Below are 19,006 nucleotides of genomic sequence, written 5' to 3'. Positions count from 1 at the left end.
CGTTGCTCCCAAGGCTCGGTCTGTCGTAGTGGAGAGGCTGCGGACGGTGCCGCGTTTTAGTCGGGGCTCGCTACCGCCGGTGTGCTCAGATGTCCAGAGCCATGACGTCCGCTTCCTTCAGCCCGAGCCGTTGGAGGACGTCCCGGCGGTTTTGTGCATCGTCTGCGACGATGAACTCATCGAGCTGCGGTGGCTTTATGCCGGTGCCCGACAGCATGGCGTGTGCCTGGCCACGATGATGGGTCTGATGCTGAAAAAGATGCGACAGCACGTCGTCACAGCGCTCGACCTGGATGCGGCCCGCGCGGTGGATTTGAACTGGCTCGGCGAGACGGTCTTCGGTCAACCTCATGCAAAGGGCGAGCAGGCGCTGGTCTGAGCCCAGTTGCGCGGCCCTGAGTTCCCGAGAATCCGAATAGGGAATCTCGTTCTCCCATGCCTTTGGACCGAGTTGTCCACCTTCGAGCGCGTCGACATAAAACCAGTCGATGATCAGGATGTGGTTGAGGGTCGCGACGAGTGACGGAAAGAAGCTCGTGCGGGGTGCCTCGAATTCTCCAGCCTCCAGCTGCGAGACTGCCTCATGCAGTCGGTCGTTGGCCAGCATGTTGGCATAGGCGAGCTTGCGGACGAAGCGGAGCGCGCTCATGGCCGGTCAAGATTCCCGTCGTGCCAGACGATGTGCTTCGGAGATCTCGGCAGGTTCTCGATCTCGTCGGCGATGAAGTATGGCGGGATGTCGAGTGCAATCAGCGCATCGCGCGTGGCCGGCACCCATTTGAATTCGAGGCTGTTCTTGCCGTCTTCGTTGCGGTGGATGATGTCGGACGCGTGGAAGGGGAAGTGCTCCGGGATCTCCATCCGGTAGTAAAGCCCGAGTTCGTGCCAGGCCTTCTGCTCGTAATCGAAGAAGTTCTCGACGATCCAGAGCAGTTCGTGGACCACGGCCGTCACACCCAGTTCCTCCTGCATTTCGCGCACCAGCGTTTCAGTCGAAGTCTCGCCGATCTCGGCCCGACCGCCCGGGAAGGTCCAGAAGGTCTCGTGGGTGGCGCGGTGGACAAGAACGTGGCCGTCGCGAAAGGCAAGGCCCGCGATGCGATGGTTGAAACGTCGCTTGCCGTCCTTGATGGTGATCAGGGTGCGTTTGGTCACGGGATCAATCATCCTCCAGCGTCAATCTGAACTGCGCCGCCTCAAGGTCCTTCGGCGGCGTCATGCCAAGGTGCTTCCAGGCGGTGGCCGTCAAGACGCGGCCGCGCGGGGTGCGCTGGATAAAGCCCTGCTGGATCATGTAGGGCTCGATGATGTCCTCGATCGCGTCGCGTGGTTCGGACAGGCCTGCGGCGATGGTTTCGATGCCGACCGGGCCGCCGCCGAAGTTGACGGCGATCATCGAGAGATAGCGCATGTCGAGTTGGTCGAGGCCCAAATTGTCGACATTGAGCCGCGTGAGAGCTTCATCGGCAATCTGCCGGGTCACTGCTTCGGCACGGGCGACCTCGGCAAAGTCGCGCACACGGCGCAGCAGGCGGCCGGCGATGCGTGGTGTGCCTCGCGCACGACGGGCGACTTCGCGGGCGCCGTCCTCGGTCATCGGGAGGTTGAGGAGCCGGGCACCGCGACGGACAATCGATTCCAGTTCCTCGACGGTGTAGAAATTCAGCCGCACCGGAATGCCGAAGCGGTCGCGCAACGGGGTGGTCAGAAGCCCCAGGCGGGTGGTGGCAGCAACCAGGGTGAACTTCGACAGGTCGATCTTCACCGAACGGGCCGCCGGGCCTTCGCCGATGATCAGATCGAGCTGAAAGTCTTCCATTGCCGGATACAGGATTTCCTCGACGGCGGGGCTCAGGCGATGGATCTCGTCGATGAAGAGCACGTCGCGCTCTTCAAGATTGGTGAGAAGGGCCGCGAGGTCACCCGCCTTGGCGATCACTGGGCCTGAGGTCGAGCGGAAGTTGACGCCGAGCTCCTTGGCCATGATCTGGGCAAGGGTCGTCTTGCCGAGGCCGGGAGGGCCGACGAAGAGCACATGGTCCAGCGCCTCGCCACGGTTCTTTGCCGCCTCGATGAAGATCTTCAGATTGGCGCGCGCCTCGGCCTGACCGGTGAAATCGTCGAGCGTTTGCGGGCGGAGCGCGGCATCGAGGTCTTCACCACGCTTTTCCGGCGTCAGGATCGGGTTGTTGGTCATCATGCGAGAAGTTCCGTGCCGGGCACGCCGGAGGCGGCGCGTTTGTCAAAGGTCAGGGTGGAGCGGCAGCCTAGTTCGCGGTTCTTCAAGGCAATAAAAATGTCGGCGAACTCTTCTTCGCTCCGCTCCATCTCGTCCAGTGCAAGCTCAATGACGTTCTCATCTTCCAGCACCAGATTATCCGAGTCCAGAAAACCCCCAAGAATCCGCTTCAGCTCTTCCCTGGACATCTTGGCCTGTCGGCGAGCAGTCCAGATGAATTCCAGCAGAACCGCGCTATTGACGAAGCCGGGTTCTCCCGGCGTCAGACCGCCAACCAGCGCAAGCGCCTTTTGCGAATGTGTCTCGTCATCTTGAAGTATCAGCCGAAGCAAAATGTTGGTGTCGAGTCCGATCATGTGCTGCGGTTCACATGTTCAACGATGGCATCACCGATGGCCTCATCAATATCGGTCAGGCTGAGGGCCGGAACGTCGGGACGATGAAGGATACCCGCCAGATCGATCAACCGTTTGTTCTTTGCCTTGATCACGACTTCGCCGTTTCGCACGACGTAGCGAATTCGATCACCCGGCTTCAACTTCAGAAGCTCTCTGATCTCTTGGGGAACAGTCGTTTGTCCCTTGGAGGTCATCTTCCCATAGAACACGTTCATGATCTTCTCCTTACAATTTTAGGATAGTAAGGATTTCGAATTTGCGCAAGGAAGTCACCGCGACAGCTCCTTCAGCCCCAGCCGGATCAACTTGGCGCTGTCAGCCCCTTCGCCGCCGTTCTTCAGCGCTGCGGCGACGGCATTGGCCGCCTGGTCGCGGGAGTAGCCGAGATTGGTGAGCGCCGAGACCGCGTCGGCGACCGGTGCGGAGGCGACACCTTCGCCGAGTTCCTGCTTGAGGCCGATATTCGCGGCGGCCTCGCCGGCGAAAGCGGGCGCCTTGTTCTTCAGTTCGGTTACGAGGCGCAGCGCGACTTTGGGGCCGACGCCGGGCGCGCGGGAGATGGCGGCTTTGTCCTGCAGCGCGATCGCATTCGCCAGTTCCGATGGGGTGAGGGTGGAGAGCACGGCGAGCGCCACCTTAGCGCCGACGCCCTGGACACTTTGCAGCAGGTTGAACCACTCCCGCTCCAGCGCGCTCATAAAGCCGAAGAGCTTCAGCTGGTCCTCGCGCACATAAGTCTCGATGAACAGCACGACGGCTTCACCGGCAGAGCCGATGCGCGACAAGGTGCGGGCCGAGCAATGCGCGACGTAACAGACGCCGTGGACATCGACGAGGACGTAATCGTCGCCAATTTCGTCGATGGTGCCTTTAAGTTTGCCGATCATGGATGCGTCCGTCGCGTTACAGGGGATGGGTTTCGGGGGAGATGATGTCGAGGTCGGGGAAGTAGGTGCGGTAGCGCGCTGCATCCCGTGTCAGTAGCCGGTGAGACCGGACGGCGGCGTGTGCGCCGATGAAGAAGTCCGGCAGAGTGCGTTCGCGCTGCCCCCCATTCCTTCGATAGAGAAGATGAGCCTTGCCAGCGCGAAACGCCACTTCGTAGGATAGCGGTTCCTTCTTCAGATCGAGCCAATCAAGGGCCAGGCTCAGCTGCTGCTCGCTCAAGGGCGAGGCTGCTAGTTCGGACCAAATCACCGGATTGACCACGAGCGGCCCTTCATGGAAGCAGCGTTTCATTGCATCAAGCGACCAGACGCGCGTTTCGCTATCTGGTCCGAGCACGTCGATCAGCGCATTCGTGTCAATGATGGTCGAGGTCATCACGGGGTCCCCGAAGCCAATCGACATACTCGTCTGCTGTCATTCCATTGGTGTCGAAGGTCCCTTGGACGCTCCGCGCCCAGGCATCGAAGTCCTTGAATGCATCCGTGGCGTCGCCGGTCTTGACCAGCATGACACCTGTGTCCGCGACGACGAAGTCGACATCCGACCCCGGCTTGATGTCGAGCCGATCGCGGATTTCCTTCGGAATGGTGACCTGGCCTTTTTCCGTAACGCGCATGGTAATACCTCTGGGGTATTACTTAAATGCAGACTTGGAACAAGTCAAGAACAAATCAGGCGCTAGCGAGCAGTTGGCGCATGCGTTCGCCGCCTCTGTTATGGGCGTGGCAGATGGCGATGGCGAGGGCATCGGCTGCGTCATTGCCCTTGAATTCGGCCTTCGGCATCAGGATCTTCAGCATCATATGGATCTGTTTCTTGTCGCCATGGCCGACGCCGATGACGGCTTTCTTCACCGCATTCGGCGCGTATTCGGAAACACGCAGACCCGCGCGGGCAGGCACCAGCATGGCGATGCCGCGGGCCTGGCCGAGCTTCAGGGTGGCAACCGCATCCTTGTTGACGAAGGTCTGTTCGACAGCCGCTTCGTCGGGTTTGTGGGCGTGAACCACTTCAGCCAGGCCGTCATGCAATTGGCAGAGGCGCGAAGCGAGGTCCATATCGCCATCGGAGGTGACCGTACCCGAAGCGACGAAACGCAGCGAGTTGCCGAGTGTCTCGATCACGCCCCAGCCGCAGCGGCGTAGGCCCGGATCGATGCCGATGATGCGAATCGTTGAAGTCATGGCAGATCCTAGTGCAGGTCGGGGCAGAAGTGCCACTGAAATGTGAACAAAACAAAAACAAACGAAGTGATTATATTTTATTATCGTCACCTCTTGGGCGCCTGATCTGCCCTCCCTACATGAAAGGTCTCAAAGATCGAAGGCCGCCGACATGATCCCGTTTTCCATTCTCGACCTCTCCCCGATTGCCGAAGGGCATACTGTGCGCGAAGCACTGGATGCGTCGCGTCGGCTTGCCCAGGCGGCGGAGAAGAACGGTTACCGTCGCTTCTGGCTGGCTGAACATCATGGCATGCCTGGCATCGCCAGCGCCGCCACTGCGCTCGTCATTTCGCATGTCGCTGCCGGCACGCAGACGATCCGCGTCGGATCGGGCGGCATCATGCTGCCCAACCATTCGCCGCTGGTGATAGCGGAACAGTTCGGAACGCTGGAGGCGCTCTATCCCGGGCGCATCGAGCTCGGTCTCGGTCGAGCTCCCGGCACGGACATGCGCACGGCGCGCGCCCTTCGCCGCAACATGGAAGCCGGCGCTGAAAGCTTCCCCCATGACATCATCGAATTGCAGCGGCTGCTCGGTACTCCGGATGAAGAGAGCGGCTTGATCGCCGTGCCCGGCATGAACAGCCATGTGCCGATCTGGCTCCTTGGTTCCAGTCTCTATAGCGCGCATCTCGCGGCGGCCCTCGGCCTGCCTTATGCCTTCGCCTCGCATTTTGCGCCCGATCAGCTCCTCGAAGCCGTCGAGATCTACCGCGAACGGTTCCAGCCGTCGGCGGGCCTGCAGAAGCCGTATGTCATGGTGGGTGTCATGGCCGCGATTGCCGAGACGGATGCGCGGGCGTCGCACCTCTTCACCTCGGCACAGCAGCAGTTCGTCAATCTGCGACGCAATATCCGGCGGCCGTTTCCGCGTCCCGTCGATACCATGGAGGGCTTCTGGACCGAGATCGAGCGTATCGGCGTCGAACATACCTTGCGTTATGCGATCGTCGGATCCCAGGAGACGGCATCAGACAAACTGGAGCGCTTCATCGCAGAGGTTCGTCCTGACGAGGTGATCGTCTCAATGCCGGTGCACGACCTTGACGCCCGCCTACGCTCCGTTGAACTGTTCGCGGGTCTCCGACAGGGCATCAAGCAGACGGCGTAACCCCCTGGATTACAGGGATTAGCCTGATATCTTTACCCCCGATTAAGCGCTGAGGGTGATTGTTCCCGGATAAAGGGGAGCCTGCCGATTTGAAACGGCAGGCCATGAATCTGTGGGCGCAGGGTTCTTGCCTGGACTGCCCAGGGGAACAATGAACATGACAGCTCGCATCCACTCGCTTTCGTTCAAAGTCATTGCCGTCTTTCTCGTTTTGACTTTCATCACCGTCGCGCTCCTCAATGTCTTTGCCTATCGCAGCTCCAGTGCGCTGTTCGGCGAGCAGACCGAGAAGGCGATGTCGAGCATGCTGACTTTCCGAGGCGACATGCTGACGGAGAAGCTCCAAGCGCTGGAAAACCAGGCAGCCTCCATCGCCAAGATCGAGACGCTGCAGCAGTCGATGACCGGGCTGAAGAGCGGTTGGAACACCATCAGCAAAAGCACAGGCGATGCGAAAGCCGAACTGCAGCGTGTCTTCGTTGCGGAAAATCCCAATCCGCCCGGCGAACGCGAGAAACTGCTGAAGCCCGAGGGGCCGAGTGGTTTCTATTATTCCACCCATGAGACCACGCAGGCCCAGATTGCCGAATATCTCGAAGGCACGAGCTTCAGCGACATGCTGATCGCCGATCAGAACGGCAATGTCATCTACTCCTTCAAGAAGGGCGCTGCATTCGGGGAAAATCTCGCGGAGGGAAGCTGGGCTGCCACGAACCTTGGGCGTGTCTTCCAGCAGTCGGTGCAGGCAGCGGCAGCAGCGGTCGACGATGTCGTCGGCGTCAACTTCTCCGGCCTGTCGGTCGGTGCGGATCCCAGTGCCCCTGATATCTATTTCGCCGTCCCCTTCGTCAAGCTTGGTGGTTACAAGGGCAGCCTGATGTTCCAGGTGAAGGCCGATGTCTTCGAGAACCTCCTGTCCAAGGGCATTGTCGCCGGAAGCAGCCAGAAGGCCGCCATTCTGTCGGGCGAGGGCACCGGGATCGCGCTTGACGCGTCCGGCAAGCTCATCGATGTCCGGGCGGATTTCACCATGTCGGGCGACGGCGTTTCCGTACAATCCGGCGAGCGTCCTGAAGGTGCCGCGATGGTCTATGGCCGGCGCATTACCTTCGGTGACCAGAGCTTCGTGGTGACGGAAAGCCTGACCACGGCCGAGCTCGAAGCCGGCTCGATCCGCATTGCAACGATCCTGTTCGTGACCGGCCTCATTGCGCTTGGCGTTCTTGCCGCGGCGACCTGGGTCTTTACCCGCCGCCTGTTCGCGCCGCTGGAGCGCCTTGTCGCCTTTACCGGTGCCGTGGCCGACGGCGAGATCGACCATCCTGTTCAGAACCAGGAGCGGCGCGACGAGATCGGCAGCATGGCCCGCGCGCTCGAACGCTTCCGGCTGGCGCTGATCGAGCAGCAGCGGCAATCAGCCGAGCGCCGGGAAGAACGGGCGCGCGCCGAAGAAGAACGCCGCCAGCGTATGGAAGAGCGCGACAGCGAGGCTCGAACCCTGCAGGAGGTGGTCGAAACTCTCGATCAGGGCCTGGACAGGCTGGCCGCGGGCGATCTCGCCTTCCGCATTGAAACCCGTTTTCCGGCGGATCTCGAAGCGCTGCGTTCCAACTTCAACAAAGCGATCGAGACACTGAGTGCCACACTTGGCGGCATCGGCGGCAATTCTGTCGCCGTCCGTGAAGGCTCCGAGGAGATGCGGACGGGTGCAGACCAGCTCGCCGCGCGGACCGAGCGGCAGGCGGCTGCGATCTCGCAGGCCGCAACGGCAATCCAGGAAATCACCGGTGCGGTGAAGGTACAGATCGCCCGGGCTGAGGAAGCCGAACGGATCGCCCGGGCCGCGCGGGACGATACCGCGATGTCCGGCCACATCATGCGCGATACAATCGCGGCCATGGAGGCGATCCAGGGATCCTCGATGGAGATCAACAAGATCGTGTCGGTGATCGACGAAATCGCTTTCCAGACCAATCTCCTCGCCCTCAATGCCGGCGTCGAGGCGGCGCGTGCAGGCGAAAGCGGCAAGGGCTTCGCCGTTGTCGCACAGGAGGTTCGCGAGCTTGCGCAGCGTTCGTCGAATGCGGCGAAGGAGATCGCAGGCCTGCTCTCCAAGTCGCGCGGCGAAGTTGATCACGGCGTGACGCTGGTGGAAAAGGCCGGCAATGCGCTCGATGGCATCGGATCGCATGTCCTGTCGATCAACAGCCATATCGCCGAGATCATGGACTCCACCCGCGAAGAGGCGCAAACGCTTGTGGACATCAACACGTCGGTGAACCAGCTCGATGCGATGACACAGCAGAATGCCGCGATGGTCGAGGAGACGACTGCTGCCATCCATCGCCTCGCGGGCGAGGCGGCCGAAATGGACCAGCGGCTCGGTCTGTTCAATCTCGGGGGCGAGCGCCCCACGGCGCGCCACGCTGCCTGAGCACTTCGCGGACAGACCGGGAGATACTGAAATGCGGTCCCTCGGGCCGCATTTTTCTTTTGGGCCGGACTTCTCGCCCTAAGTATCAAGGTAAGCAAATGGATAACGTCTAAAGTTAAGAACTGTAGTTAATCCGAACTTAACCTTTCCACTCCATTATCTGTCCCAATTCAGGATGTTGGGTCTTTGACAGCCTGACGCGATAACGCTGGGATTTGGAGTATCCTGTCATGACGAAAACCATTCTTGCCGTGGCAACGGCTGCCCTGCTCGCCAGCTCGGCCGCCTATGCGGCCGATGTCTATCAGCCTGAACCGCAGCCCGTTTATGTCGATGCTCCCGAAGTTGCCGTTTCGGAAGCCTCGGGCTGGTACCTGCGCGGCGATCTGGGCTACAGCTTCAACAAGCTGCGCGGCGCCAACTACTTTCAGGGCAGCAACGGCAATCAGGTCGACTTCGCCACGTCCTCGATCAAGGACAGCTTCTGGGTCGGCGGCGGTGTCGGCTATCAGATCAACAGCTATCTGCGCACGGACCTGACGTTCGACTACCTGACCAAGGCCGACTTCAACGGCTCGACACGCGGCGAGTGCGGCTTCTCCGCCACGCCGTGCACGTCCTCTGATGTCTCCTCGATGCGCGCCTATACGCTGATGGCCAACGCTTATGTCGACCTCGGCACATATGCCTACTTCACGCCCTATATCGGCGGCGGTATCGGTGGCTCCTACGTCAAGTGGGACAAGCTTCGCAACACGTCCTGCGCCGACAACGGTACCGGATGTGACGCAACCGTCGAGCACCATGGTGCCGGCAGCTGGCGCTTTGCCTATCAGCTGATGGCTGGCGCCTCGATCGACGTGACCTGCAACGTTAAGGCTGATCTCGGCTACCGCTTCCGCCACACTGCGGGCGGCGACATGTTCGGTTACGCGCTGAACGGCGGCCCGGGCTACGACAAGGGCTTCCACAGCCACAGCGTCCATGCTGGCGCGCGTTACGTCTTCGGTGGCTGCGAAACGCCCGTGGCCTACGAGCCGCCGGCAGAGCTGCCGGTCTACAAGTAAGATCCCTTGAGCGATCAAGTACAGGGCTGCCTTCGGGCGGCCCTTTTGCGTTTCTGCCCGGAGCTTCGGCGGCGCAGACGAGACAAAAATTTCTCCTCATGCGACGCGCGCCCGCTTGACTGCGTCAGGCGACAGGAGTAGTTCCGACGGCGGGACACCTCTCCCCAACGAGAGGCTAATTACCTGGAAGGGTATCTATATGGCTGATATCGTCGCCCCCGCCGCGCGTCCGGCGAATGCTTACTTTTCTTCTGGCCCTTGCTCGAAGCGCCCCGGTTGGTCGCTCGACGCGCTTTCCGATGCCCCGCTCGGTCGTTCGCACCGCGCCAAGGTCGGCAAGGAAAAGCTGAAGCTGGCCATCGACCTTACCCGCGAAATTCTCAAGGTTCCCGCTGACTACCGCATCGGCATCGTTCCGGCCTCCGACACGGGCGCCGTCGAGATGGCCATGTGGTCGCTGCTCGGCGAACGCGGCGTCGACATGCTCTCCTGGGAAAGCTTCGGCGCCGGCTGGGTCACCGATGTGGTGAAGCAGCTGAAGCTTGCCGATGTGCGCAAGTTCAATGCCGATTACGGTCTGCTGCCGAACCTTGCCGAAGTCGATTTCGACCGCGATGTCGTCTTCACCTGGAACGGAACGACCTCCGGCGTCCGCGTTCCGAACGCCGACTTCATCCCTGATGACCGCAAGGGTCTGACCATCTGCGACGCCACGTCTGCGGCCTTCGCGCAGGATCTCGATTTCTCCAAGCTCGATGTCACCACCTTCTCCTGGCAAAAGGTTCTGGGCGGCGAGGGCGGTCACGGCGTGATCATCCTGTCCCCGCGTGCTGTCGAGCGCCTGACGACCTATGTGCCGGCCTGGCCGCTGCCGAAGATCTTCCGCATGACGTCTGGTGGCAAGCTGATCGAAGGCATCTTCGTCGGTGAAACCATCAACACGCCGTCGATGCTCTGCGTCGAGGACTATATCGATGCGCTGAAGTGGGCGAAGTCGATCGGTGGCCTTGAGGCCCTGATCGCGCGTGCCGACGCCAATGCCAAGGTGATCTTCGACTTCATCGAGAAGAACGACTGGATTGCCAATCTGGCCGTTGACGATGCGACGCGTTCCAACACCTCGGTCTGCGTCAAGATCGTTGATCCCGAAGTCACGGCGCTCGATGCCGATGCTCAGGCAGCGTTTGCCAAGGGCATTGCCAGCATTCTTGAAAAGCAGGGTGTCGCCTTCGACATCGGCGCTTACCGTGATGCGCCGGCCGGCCTTCGCATCTGGGCGGGTGCCACGATCGAAACCGCCGACATGGCGGCTCTGATGCCGTGGCTCTCCTTCGCCTATGAGACGCAGAAGGCGTCTTTGGCCAAGGCTGCCGCCTGATCGCTGATCAATTCGGCTCCGCCTGATTGGCGGAGCCCCGAAATTCTCATCATCCCATTCAAACGAACTCTCTGAAGGAGGCCTCGTCATGGCACCTCGCGTTCTCGTATCCGACGAATTGTCTGAAACCGCCGTCCAGATCTTCCGTGATCGCGGCGTTGAAGTGGATTTCCAGCCGAAGCTCGGCAAGGACAAGGAAAAGCTTGCCGAAATCATCGGCAATTATGATGGTCTCGCCATCCGTTCCGCCACCAAGGCGACGGAAAAGCTGATCGCTGCCGCCACCAACCTCAAGGTCATCGGCCGGGCCGGCATCGGCGTCGACAATGTCGATATCCCGGCTGCCTCCAAGCGCGGCATCATCGTGATGAACACGCCCTTCGGCAACTCGATCACGACGGCCGAACACGCAATCGCCCTGATGTTTGCCGTTGCCCGCCAGATTCCGCAGGCCGACGTCTCGACCCAGGCCGGCAAGTGGGAAAAGTCGAAGTTCATGGGCGTTGAAATCACCGGCAAGACGCTCGGCGTCATCGGTGCCGGCAATATCGGCGGGATCGTCTGCAAGAAGGCGATCGGCCTTGGCATGCATGTGCTGGCCTATGACCCCTTCCTGTCGACCGAGCGCGCCCAGGAAATGGGTGTCACCAAGGTCGAGCTCGACGAGCTCCTGGAAAAGGCCGACTTCATCACCCTGCACGTCCCGATGACCGACAAGACGCGCGGCATCCTGTCGAAGGACGCGCTTGCCAAGACCAAGAAGGGTGTTCGCATCATCAACTGCGCCCGCGGCGGTCTGGTTGACGAGGCAGCGCTCGCAGACGCCATCAAGTCCGGCCATGTGGCTGGCGCCGGCTTCGACGTGTTCGAAGTCGAGCCTGCCACCGAAAGCCCGCTTTTCGGCCTGCCCAACGTCGTCTGCACGCCCCATCTCGGCGCCTCGACCACGGAAGCCCAGGAGAACGTCGCGCTTCAGGTCGCCGAGCAGATGTCGGATTATCTCATGAAGGGTGCCGTCTCGAACGCCATCAACATGCCGTCGATCACGGCCGAGGAAGCGCCGATCCTGAAGCCGTTTATCCGGCTCGCCGACGTGCTCGGCTCGTTTGCCGGCCAGATGACCGAGAACCCGATCAAGGAAATCGAGATCCTCTATGACGGCGTGACCTCCGGCATGAACACCAAGGCGCTGACTTCGGCACTGCTGGCCGGTCTCATCCGCCCGCAGGTGGCCGACGTCAACATGGTCTCGGCCCCGATCATGATCAAGGAAAAGGGCGTGATCGTTTCAGAAGTGAAGCGCGACAAGACCGGCGTCTATGACGGTTACATCAAGCTCACCGTCACCACCGAGAAGCAGACGCGTTCGGTTGCTGGCACCGTCTTCTCCGACGGCAAGCCGCGCTTCATCCAGATCAAGGGCATCAACATGGATGCCGATGTCGGTCAGAACATGATCTACATCTCCAACACCGACGTTCCCGGCATGATCGGCTTCATGGGCACGACGCTTGGCAATGCCAAGGTCAACATCGCGAACTTCCAGCTCGGTCGCGACAAGGAAGGCGGCGATGCCATCGCACTCCTTTATGTCGACGGTCCCGTCGAGCAGGCGGTTCTCGACCAGCTGACCGCCAATCCGGCCGTCAAGCAGGCCAAGCCTCTGGTATTCAACGTCGACTGATCGGCGCTCTGAAATTCATCGTCAATGACGGCGCGGGATCAAACCCGCGCCGTCTTTGTTTTGGAGCTCTCGGCTAAACGCAAAGTTACATATGGAAAAATATATGCGTTGAACTGACGCATGGCGGGTTGTCGCATTGCTTCTCTGATGCGAGGGTATAGTTGATGTTTATCATCTCCGGGGGGAGAGAAGGAAGGGACAGCCCATGTTCGAGCACTTCGACGCGCAACTCCTGGCACGCATACAGTTTGCCTTTACCGTATCGTTCCACATCATTTTTCCGGCCTTTTCGATCGGCCTTGCGAGCTATCTCGCGGTGCTTGAAGGCCTCTATCTCTGGAAAAAGGACAAGGTCTATCTCGAGCTCTTCGACTTCTGGAAGACCATCTTCGCGGTCGCTTTCGGCATGGGCGTCGTCTCCGGCATCGTGATGTCCTACCAGTTCGGCACCAACTGGTCGGTGTTCTCCGACAAGGCGGGGCCGGTCATCGGTCCCCTGATGGGCTACGAAGTCCTCACCGCCTTTTTCCTCGAAGCCGGCTTTCTCGGGGTCATGCTGTTCGGTCGTAACCGTGTTGGCCCTGGACTGCACTTTTTCGCGACACTGATGGTCGCCTTCGGCACGCTGATCTCGGCCACCTGGATCCTCTCGGTCAATTCTTGGATGCAGACGCCGGATGGTTTTGCCATGAACGAGGTTGGCCAGTTCGTGCCCACCGACTGGTGGAAGATCGTCTTCAACCCGTCCTTCCCCTATCGCCTCGTGCATATGGTGATTGCCGCCTATCTGACGACAGCCTTCGTCGTCGGCGCTGTTGGAGCCTGGCATCTCGTCAAGCGCACGGCGCCGCGCCGCGCCGGCAAGATGTTCTCCATGGCCATGTGGATGGCGGCGATCGTTGCGCCGATCCAGATCTTTGCCGGCGACATGCATGGCCTCAACACGCTGGAGTATCAGCCGGTCAAGGTGATGGCCATGGAGGGCCATTTCGAAAGCCATCCGGAGGGCGCGCCGTTGATCCTGTTCGGGATCCCGAACCAGGACGAGCAGCGGATCGACTATGCGGTGCAGATACCCAAACTTTCCAGCCTGATCCTAAAGCACGACCTGAATGCGCCGCTCGACGGTCTGGATACGGTGCCGCGCGAATTGCAGCCGCCGGTCGCCATCGTCTTCTGGTCCTTCCGCGTGATGATCGCGATCGGCTTTGCGATGCTGGGCGTCGGCCTCTTCTCGCTCTGGTGTCGCTGGAAGGGGACGCTCTATTCCAATGGATGGCTGCACCGCGCGGCCCTCGTCATGGGCCCCTCGGGTTTCGTCGCTGTGCTCGCCGGATGGATCACCACGGAGGTCGGGCGCCAGCCCTATACGGTCTACGGCCACCTTCTGACCGCCGACTCGATCTCACCGATTGCAGCGCCTGCGGTTGCGGCCTCGCTGATCGCCTTCATCGTCGTCTATTTCATCGTCTTCGGTGCCGGCACCTTTTACATCTTGCGCCTGATGGGCCGCCTGCCGCGGGATCCCTTGCCGGATCTCGACGATGGCCCGATCCGCTCGTCCGGCATCACGCCGGCCGCCCAGCCTGGACACCATGGAGGCAGACATGCCCATTGATCTTCCCTTCATCTGGGCCGGCATCATCGCGTTTGCCGTGCTCGCCTATGTCATCCTCGATGGCTTCGATCTCGGCGTGGGCATCCTCTTTCCCTTCTTTCCTGAAAAGCATGAGAAGGACCTGATGATGAACTCGGTGGCGCCCGTGTGGGATGGCAACGAGACCTGGCTGGTGCTTGGCGGGGGAGGGTTGCTTGCGGTCTTCCCGCTCGCCTATGCGACGATCCTGCCAGCCCTCTATGCGCCACTGATCATCATGCTGCTCGGCTTGATCTTCCGGGGCGTTGCCTTCGAATATCGCTGGCGCACGAAGCGCGCGGAGTATCTTTGGAACTGGGCCTTCACCGGCGGCTCCGTCGTCGCGGCCTTCTTTCAGGGCGTGGCGCTCGGTGCCTTGGTGCAGGGTATCCCGGTCGAGAACCGCGCCTATTCCGGCGGCTGGTGGGACTGGCTGACGCCGTTTTCGCTCGCAACCGGTGCTGCTCTCGTCATCGGTTATGCGCTTCTCGGCGCGACCTGGCTCGTGATGAAAACCGAGGGCGAGATCTCGGATCGGGCGCGGTCCTTCGCGCTACCTCTGTCGTTTGCCACCGTCGGGGCGATGGGCGTCTTCAGCCTCTGGACACCCTGGCTGGAGCCGCTCTATTTCGAGCGCTGGTTCAATTTCCCGACGCTGATCTTCTCGATCATCGTGCCTGCACTGGTGCTCGGCTGCCTCTACGTGATCGTCAACGGGTTGCGCAAAGGCCATGACGCGCGGCCCTTCCTGGCGGCCCTCGGCCTCTTCGTGCTCGGCTATGCCGGGATCGGGATCAGCTTCTATCCCTATATCGTGCCGACGTCGCTGACCATCTGGGAGGCTGCCGCTCCCGACGAGAGCCTTGCCTTCCTGCTCTACGGTGCCGTCATTCTCGTGCCGATGATCCTCGGATACACGGCCTATGCCTATTGGGTCTTCCGTGGAAAGCTCAATCCGGACGAGGGCTATCACTGATGGACAAACGCCTCGTTGCCAGCCGCCTCCTGTGGTTCGTCGGGCTATGGGCCGGCGGTGTGCTGGCGATCACTGTCGTCGGACTGATCATCAAATTCTGGCTTGGAGCCTGACGTCGATCACCTGAAATTCAATGGAAATCGGCTCGCTCTCCCTTCAAAAGAGAGCGAGCTCTCTCCATATGGGGGACAAGCCCGAAAGGGCATTCAAGACTGTTTCGAGGAGGACAGGAAACACGATGCGGCAATACGCAAAGACATTCGCGACGCTCGCGCTTGGCATGATGGTCACGCTGGTAGCCGTCGATTTCGCCGAGGCGCGTCGCGCAGGCGGCGGCTTCGGCAGTCGCGGCACGCGCACCTTCGATGCCCCCGCGTCGACACGGACCGCGCCCACCCCGGCCGCGCCAATCGAACGCACCATGACCCCGCGCACCAATGCGAACCAGCCCGGTGCTGCCCAGTCGACGGCGGCCAATCAGGCTGCGCGTCCGGGTGGTCTGTTCGGCGGTCTCGCCGGTGGTCTGATGGGCGGCCTGTTGCTCGGTGGTCTCTTCGGCATGCTGATGGGCACCGGCTTCGGTGGCGGCTTTGGCTTCCTTGGCCTGCTCCTGCAGGGCCTATTGATCTTCTTCCTGATCCGCTTCGTCATGCGCATGTTCGCCAATCGTCAGGCGCCAGCCTCAGGCCCAAGCGGCGGTCCGGGTTTCGGCGGCTTTGGCGGCATGGCACGTGACAACCAGTCCGGCGATCAGGCACGCCCTAGCTTCCAGATCCCGAAGCTTGGTGGTGGCGGCGTAGCGTCGGCGGCTTCCGCTCGCCGGTCCGGTCAGTCCGACGAACTCGGCATCACGCCGAAGGATCTCGAACGCTTCGAGGAACTGCTGCAGGAGATGCAGCGCGCCTATGCAGCCGAGGACTATGGTTCGCTGCGTCGCATCACGACGCCGGAAGCCATGTCTTATCTCGCCGAGGAACTGAGCGAGAATGCCACCAAGGGCGTCAAGAACGAGGTGCGCGACGTGCATCTGGTGCAGGGCGACGTGGCGGAAAGCTGGGCCGAGGACAAGATGGAATACGCGACGGTCGCGATGCGCTACGAGGCAATCGACTATATCGCCGATCGCCAGAGCGGGGATGTGGTCGAGGGGGATCCGAACGCGCCGACCGAGTCGGTCGAGCTCTGGACCTTCGCCCGCCGCCCGAACACCCTGTGGCAGATCTCGGCAATCCAGGGTGTCGAACAAGGCTGAGTGCGTCGGCACTTGGCGTCCCCGAACATGTTAGGGCCCGGCCTTTTGGCCGGGCCTTTTTTGCGTCAGCGAACGAGCTTGATCAACTCGAAGGGTAGACCGCTGTCATCGGTCGGACGGCGGCCTGTCTCGACGAAGCCAAGCCGGTCGTAGAAGCGGCGGGCGCTTTCGTTGAGCGCATACACTTCGAGCTCCAGCTTTGGGCGGAGGTGTGCGGCATGGTCCACGAGATGTCGGCCGATGCCCGTCCCATGGTGGTTCGGGTCGACGAAAAGGCCGCCAATAGTCTGGTCCAGCAGGCTGATGAAGCCGACGATCTCGCCGCTCAGCAGTGCGACATGGGTTTCCGCCAGCGGCAGGTAATGGTCGGCCACGAGGGTCGTCTGGATGTCCAGTTGCTCGCGGGCGAGAAAGGGGTGCCCTTTCTCCGATGCCGCACGCCAGATAGCGACGAGGCGCGTAGTATCCTCGGGCAGAAATGCCCGGATATGCAGGTCGTATTTCATGATTGTTCCGTCAGTGGTGTTGTTGATGCGCGTGCGACAGCGTTCGGCTGTCGTGCCGTTCCCATAGGGTTCACAGGCTATCGTTACTGCGCATCAAACTCCTTCTTGCCGACGATCCTGGACTTTTAGACCTTGAGGCGTCTCGCCTCAAGTCTTGAATGGCATGCCGACCGGTCAGCCCACCCTCACCCCGGGCACTGCTGCAACTGCTTCGCGTAAGTATAGGTAATATCGGTAAATCTCTTGGCACCCCTCAAGGCCTCCGGACGCTTGTTGTAGGCGCCGCGGAGATAGCCTGTGTGGCCGGAGTGGTAGGCGAGATAGAGCTTGTAGGGGTCGTTCAAGGGGATGTTGACCTTCGTCGCGCTCTCGCGGTGATACCAGCCGATGAAGCGGATGGCGTCGGCGAAATCGGTGCGGCGGGCGCCCCAGCGGCCGGTTTCGCGCTGGTAGCGTTCCCAGGTGCCGTCGAGGGCCTGGGAATAGCCATAGGCGGTCGACTGGCGCTTGCCGGGGATGAAGCCGAAGATCTTCTTGCGCGGCGGCTTGGCGTTGTGGCGGAAGCTCGATTCCGTATAGATCGTCGCCATCAGGATCGGCACCGGCACGCCATATTCGCGCTCGGCGGCGATCGCGGCGCGGCGCCAGTTGTTGAACAGCCCGTTGCGTTGCTCGAAGATCGCGCAGGCATTGCGGGTCTGGGATGGCGGCTTGGCACAGGCCGACAGCATCAGCATGACGCCGAGGGCGGAGATAAGAGCGGTACGCATGACAAAACCTCGCTACAGGCCCACCATCCTATTCATTAAAATTTAACGAAAGGTTTTCTTAACCGCCCCCGGATCTCGCATCCCCAATCAGGGGTGGGAATGCCGGGGGAGGGCTGCCCCGCATGCTCGCCTCGCGAGAAACAGGCGTTGACGTCAGTCTCATTTGCCACCAGTCTGCCGGGCGATCGCCGAGGCAGCGAGGAGGAACGAATGCGTTCTTGCCCGGCGATCGCAGTTGGACGGATGTCCGGGAGTGAGGAATTCAAGGCATGCAGCAGGTCGGCATCGGCATCATCGGATGCGGCAATATTTCAGGCGCTTATCTCAAGGCGCTCCAGCATTTTCCTATTCTGAAGGTCTGCGGCATTGCCGATCTGAACAGTGATCTCGCCGCCGCGCGGGCCGCCGAATACGGTGTGCCGGCGCGCACGATCGACGAACTGCATGCCGATCCGGACGTGCAAATCATCGTCAATCTGACGATCCCCAAGGCGCATGTCGAGGTGGGGCTGAAGGCACTCGCCGCGGGCAAACATGTCTATTCGGAAAAGCCGCTCGGCGTCACCTTTCCCGAAGGCAAGCGGCTGGTCGAGGCGGCCAGATCCCTCGATCTCCGGGTCGGGTCTGCGCCCGATACCTTTCTCGGCGGCGCGCATCAGACGGCGCGTGGGCTGATCGACCAGGGCGTCATCGGCCAGCCGATCGGCGGCACCGCCTACTTCATGTGCCCGGGCCACGAGCGATGGCATCCCAATCCGGACTTCTACTACGAGGCCGGTGGCGGGCCGATGCTCGACATGGGCCCCTATTACATCACCGACCTCGTCAATCTCTTCGGCCCGGTCGAGAAGGTGGCAGGCTTTGCCACCAAGGTGCGCGATACGAGAAAAATCGGCAGCGAGCCGCGCCGGGGCGAGACGATCCCCGTGCATGTACCGACGCACGTTGCGGGGCTGATGTCCTTTGCCAATGGCGCGGTGGTGCAGATCTCCATGAGCTTCGATGTGGCCGCCCACTGGCACAAGCCGCTCGAGGTCTATGGCACCGAGGGCACCCTGATCGTGCCGGATCCCAATCATTTCGGCGGCGACGTCTTCGTCCTGCCGCTGACGGGCGAGGCGCAGGGCAAGCCGGTTACACTGCCTTACTCCGAAGGAAATTGGCGCTCGCTCGGCGTCGCCGATATGGCGCATGCCGTTCTCTCTGAACGGCCGCATCGGGCGAACGGAGATCTGGCGCTGCATGTGCTTGAAGTCATGGAAGCCTTCCAGACGGCCTCCGACCGGGGTGAGGCAGTCAAGATCACCACAAGCGTTGAGCGGCCGGCGCCGCTCGAACAGTCGCTCATCGATGGCCTGATCGGCCGCTGAAGACAACAACA

General features: G+C 61.3%; 20 protein-coding genes. 9 read left to right on the top strand and 11 right to left on the bottom strand.

The features are described from left to right. Positions 1 to 85: 85 nt before the first annotated feature. The 9 genes from QWE_RS14135 to ruvC are packed head-to-tail and all read right to left on the bottom strand — an operon-like array spanning position 86 to position 4,769. Positions 86 to 649: a DinB family protein gene (locus tag QWE_RS14135; RefSeq protein ID WP_006726825.1), complete on the bottom strand. Its 564-nt coding sequence runs from the start codon at positions 647 to 649 to the stop codon at positions 86 to 88. Next, the gene (locus tag QWE_RS14130; RefSeq protein WP_006726824.1) at positions 646 to 1,155 is read right to left on the bottom strand and encodes an NUDIX hydrolase; all 510 of its coding nucleotides are present in this window, start codon (positions 1,153 to 1,155) and stop codon (positions 646 to 648) included. The genes QWE_RS14135 and QWE_RS14130 overlap by 4 nt, the downstream gene beginning before the upstream one ends. 4 nt (positions 1,156 to 1,159) lie before the next feature. Further along, complete coding sequence (ruvB, locus tag QWE_RS14125) at positions 1,160 to 2,200, bottom strand: Holliday junction branch migration DNA helicase RuvB (protein WP_006726823.1); 1,041 nt, start codon at positions 2,198 to 2,200, stop codon at positions 1,160 to 1,162. Then, positions 2,197 to 2,595: a PIN domain-containing protein gene (locus tag QWE_RS14120; protein WP_006726822.1), complete on the bottom strand. Its 399-nt coding sequence runs from the start codon at positions 2,593 to 2,595 to the stop codon at positions 2,197 to 2,199. The genes ruvB and QWE_RS14120 overlap by 4 nt, the downstream gene beginning before the upstream one ends. Further along, the gene (locus tag QWE_RS14115; protein ID WP_006726821.1) at positions 2,592 to 2,852 is read right to left on the bottom strand and encodes an AbrB/MazE/SpoVT family DNA-binding domain-containing protein; all 261 of its coding nucleotides are present in this window, start codon (positions 2,850 to 2,852) and stop codon (positions 2,592 to 2,594) included. The genes QWE_RS14120 and QWE_RS14115 overlap by 4 nt, the downstream gene beginning before the upstream one ends. A 54-nt stretch (positions 2,853 to 2,906) precedes the next feature. Beyond that, positions 2,907 to 3,524, bottom strand: a complete 618-nt coding sequence (gene ruvA, locus QWE_RS14110; RefSeq protein WP_006726820.1) for a Holliday junction branch migration protein RuvA — start codon at positions 3,522 to 3,524, stop codon at positions 2,907 to 2,909. A gap of 16 nt (positions 3,525 to 3,540) precedes the next feature. Next, positions 3,541 to 3,960, bottom strand: a complete 420-nt coding sequence (locus QWE_RS14105) for a type II toxin-antitoxin system VapC family toxin (RefSeq protein ID WP_006726819.1) — start codon at positions 3,958 to 3,960, stop codon at positions 3,541 to 3,543. Next, positions 3,941 to 4,201, bottom strand: coding sequence for an AbrB/MazE/SpoVT family DNA-binding domain-containing protein (locus tag QWE_RS14100; protein WP_006726818.1), 261 nt, complete (start codon positions 4,199 to 4,201; stop codon positions 3,941 to 3,943). Before QWE_RS14100 ends, QWE_RS14105 begins: the two co-directional genes overlap by 20 nt. 55 nt (positions 4,202 to 4,256) lie before the next feature. Beyond that, positions 4,257 to 4,769, bottom strand: coding sequence for a crossover junction endodeoxyribonuclease RuvC (gene ruvC, locus QWE_RS14095; protein WP_006726817.1), 513 nt, complete (start codon positions 4,767 to 4,769; stop codon positions 4,257 to 4,259). A 151-nt stretch (positions 4,770 to 4,920) separates the two neighbouring features. Here ruvC and QWE_RS14090 point away from each other — a divergent pair, with 151 nt between their 5' ends. The 8 genes from QWE_RS14090 (at position 4,921) to QWE_RS14050 (ending at position 16,349) form a co-directional block, all read left to right on the top strand. Then, on the top strand, positions 4,921 to 5,922 hold the full coding sequence (locus QWE_RS14090) for an LLM class flavin-dependent oxidoreductase (RefSeq protein ID WP_006726816.1): 1,002 nt from the start codon (positions 4,921 to 4,923) through the stop codon (positions 5,920 to 5,922). A gap of 157 nt (positions 5,923 to 6,079) precedes the next feature. Next, positions 6,080 to 8,356, top strand: coding sequence for a methyl-accepting chemotaxis protein (locus QWE_RS14085; protein ID WP_040300303.1), 2,277 nt, complete (start codon positions 6,080 to 6,082; stop codon positions 8,354 to 8,356). A 230-nt stretch (positions 8,357 to 8,586) separates the two neighbouring features. Continuing rightward, positions 8,587 to 9,423: an outer membrane protein gene (locus tag QWE_RS14080; protein WP_006726814.1), complete on the top strand. Its 837-nt coding sequence runs from the start codon at positions 8,587 to 8,589 to the stop codon at positions 9,421 to 9,423. 199 nt (positions 9,424 to 9,622) lie between these two features. Then, the gene (locus QWE_RS14075) at positions 9,623 to 10,801 is read left to right on the top strand and encodes a phosphoserine transaminase (protein WP_006726813.1); all 1,179 of its coding nucleotides are present in this window, start codon (positions 9,623 to 9,625) and stop codon (positions 10,799 to 10,801) included. An 88-nt stretch (positions 10,802 to 10,889) separates the two neighbouring features. Then, entirely contained in the window at positions 10,890 to 12,485 is a 1,596-nt protein-coding gene (serA, locus tag QWE_RS14070; RefSeq protein ID WP_006726812.1) for a phosphoglycerate dehydrogenase, read from the top strand. A gap of 205 nt (positions 12,486 to 12,690) precedes the next feature. Further along, positions 12,691 to 14,103, top strand: coding sequence for a cytochrome ubiquinol oxidase subunit I (locus tag QWE_RS14065; protein WP_006726811.1), 1,413 nt, complete (start codon positions 12,691 to 12,693; stop codon positions 14,101 to 14,103). Beyond that, on the top strand, positions 14,093 to 15,097 hold the full coding sequence (gene cydB, locus QWE_RS14060; protein ID WP_006726810.1) for a cytochrome d ubiquinol oxidase subunit II: 1,005 nt from the start codon (positions 14,093 to 14,095) through the stop codon (positions 15,095 to 15,097). The genes QWE_RS14065 and cydB overlap by 11 nt, the downstream gene beginning before the upstream one ends. A gap of 238 nt (positions 15,098 to 15,335) precedes the next feature. Next, entirely contained in the window at positions 15,336 to 16,349 is a 1,014-nt protein-coding gene (locus QWE_RS14050) for a Tim44 domain-containing protein (protein ID WP_006726808.1), read from the top strand. A 65-nt stretch (positions 16,350 to 16,414) separates the two neighbouring features. Here the strand turns inward: QWE_RS14050 and QWE_RS14045 are convergent, their stop codons facing one another. Both QWE_RS14045 and QWE_RS14040 read right to left on the bottom strand, forming a co-directional pair. Next, entirely contained in the window at positions 16,415 to 16,855 is a 441-nt protein-coding gene (locus tag QWE_RS14045) for a GNAT family N-acetyltransferase (RefSeq protein WP_006726807.1), read from the bottom strand. A gap of 185 nt (positions 16,856 to 17,040) precedes the next feature. Continuing rightward, positions 17,041 to 17,625, bottom strand: coding sequence for a transglycosylase SLT domain-containing protein (locus tag QWE_RS14040; RefSeq protein WP_006726806.1), 585 nt, complete (start codon positions 17,623 to 17,625; stop codon positions 17,041 to 17,043). Positions 17,626 to 17,894: 269 nt separating this feature from the next. Here QWE_RS14040 and QWE_RS14035 point away from each other — a divergent pair, with 269 nt between their 5' ends. Beyond that, entirely contained in the window at positions 17,895 to 18,995 is a 1,101-nt protein-coding gene (locus tag QWE_RS14035) for a Gfo/Idh/MocA family protein (RefSeq protein ID WP_006726805.1), read from the top strand. The last annotated feature ends 11 nt before the right edge of the window (positions 18,996 to 19,006 follow it).

It is taken from the genome of Agrobacterium albertimagni AOL15, from assembly GCF_000300855.1.
Lineage (GTDB): Bacteria > Pseudomonadota > Alphaproteobacteria > Rhizobiales > Rhizobiaceae > Allorhizobium > Allorhizobium albertimagni.
The sequence above is the reverse complement of the archived record's forward strand: the minus strand, read 5'-3'. Positions and strand labels throughout refer to the sequence as shown.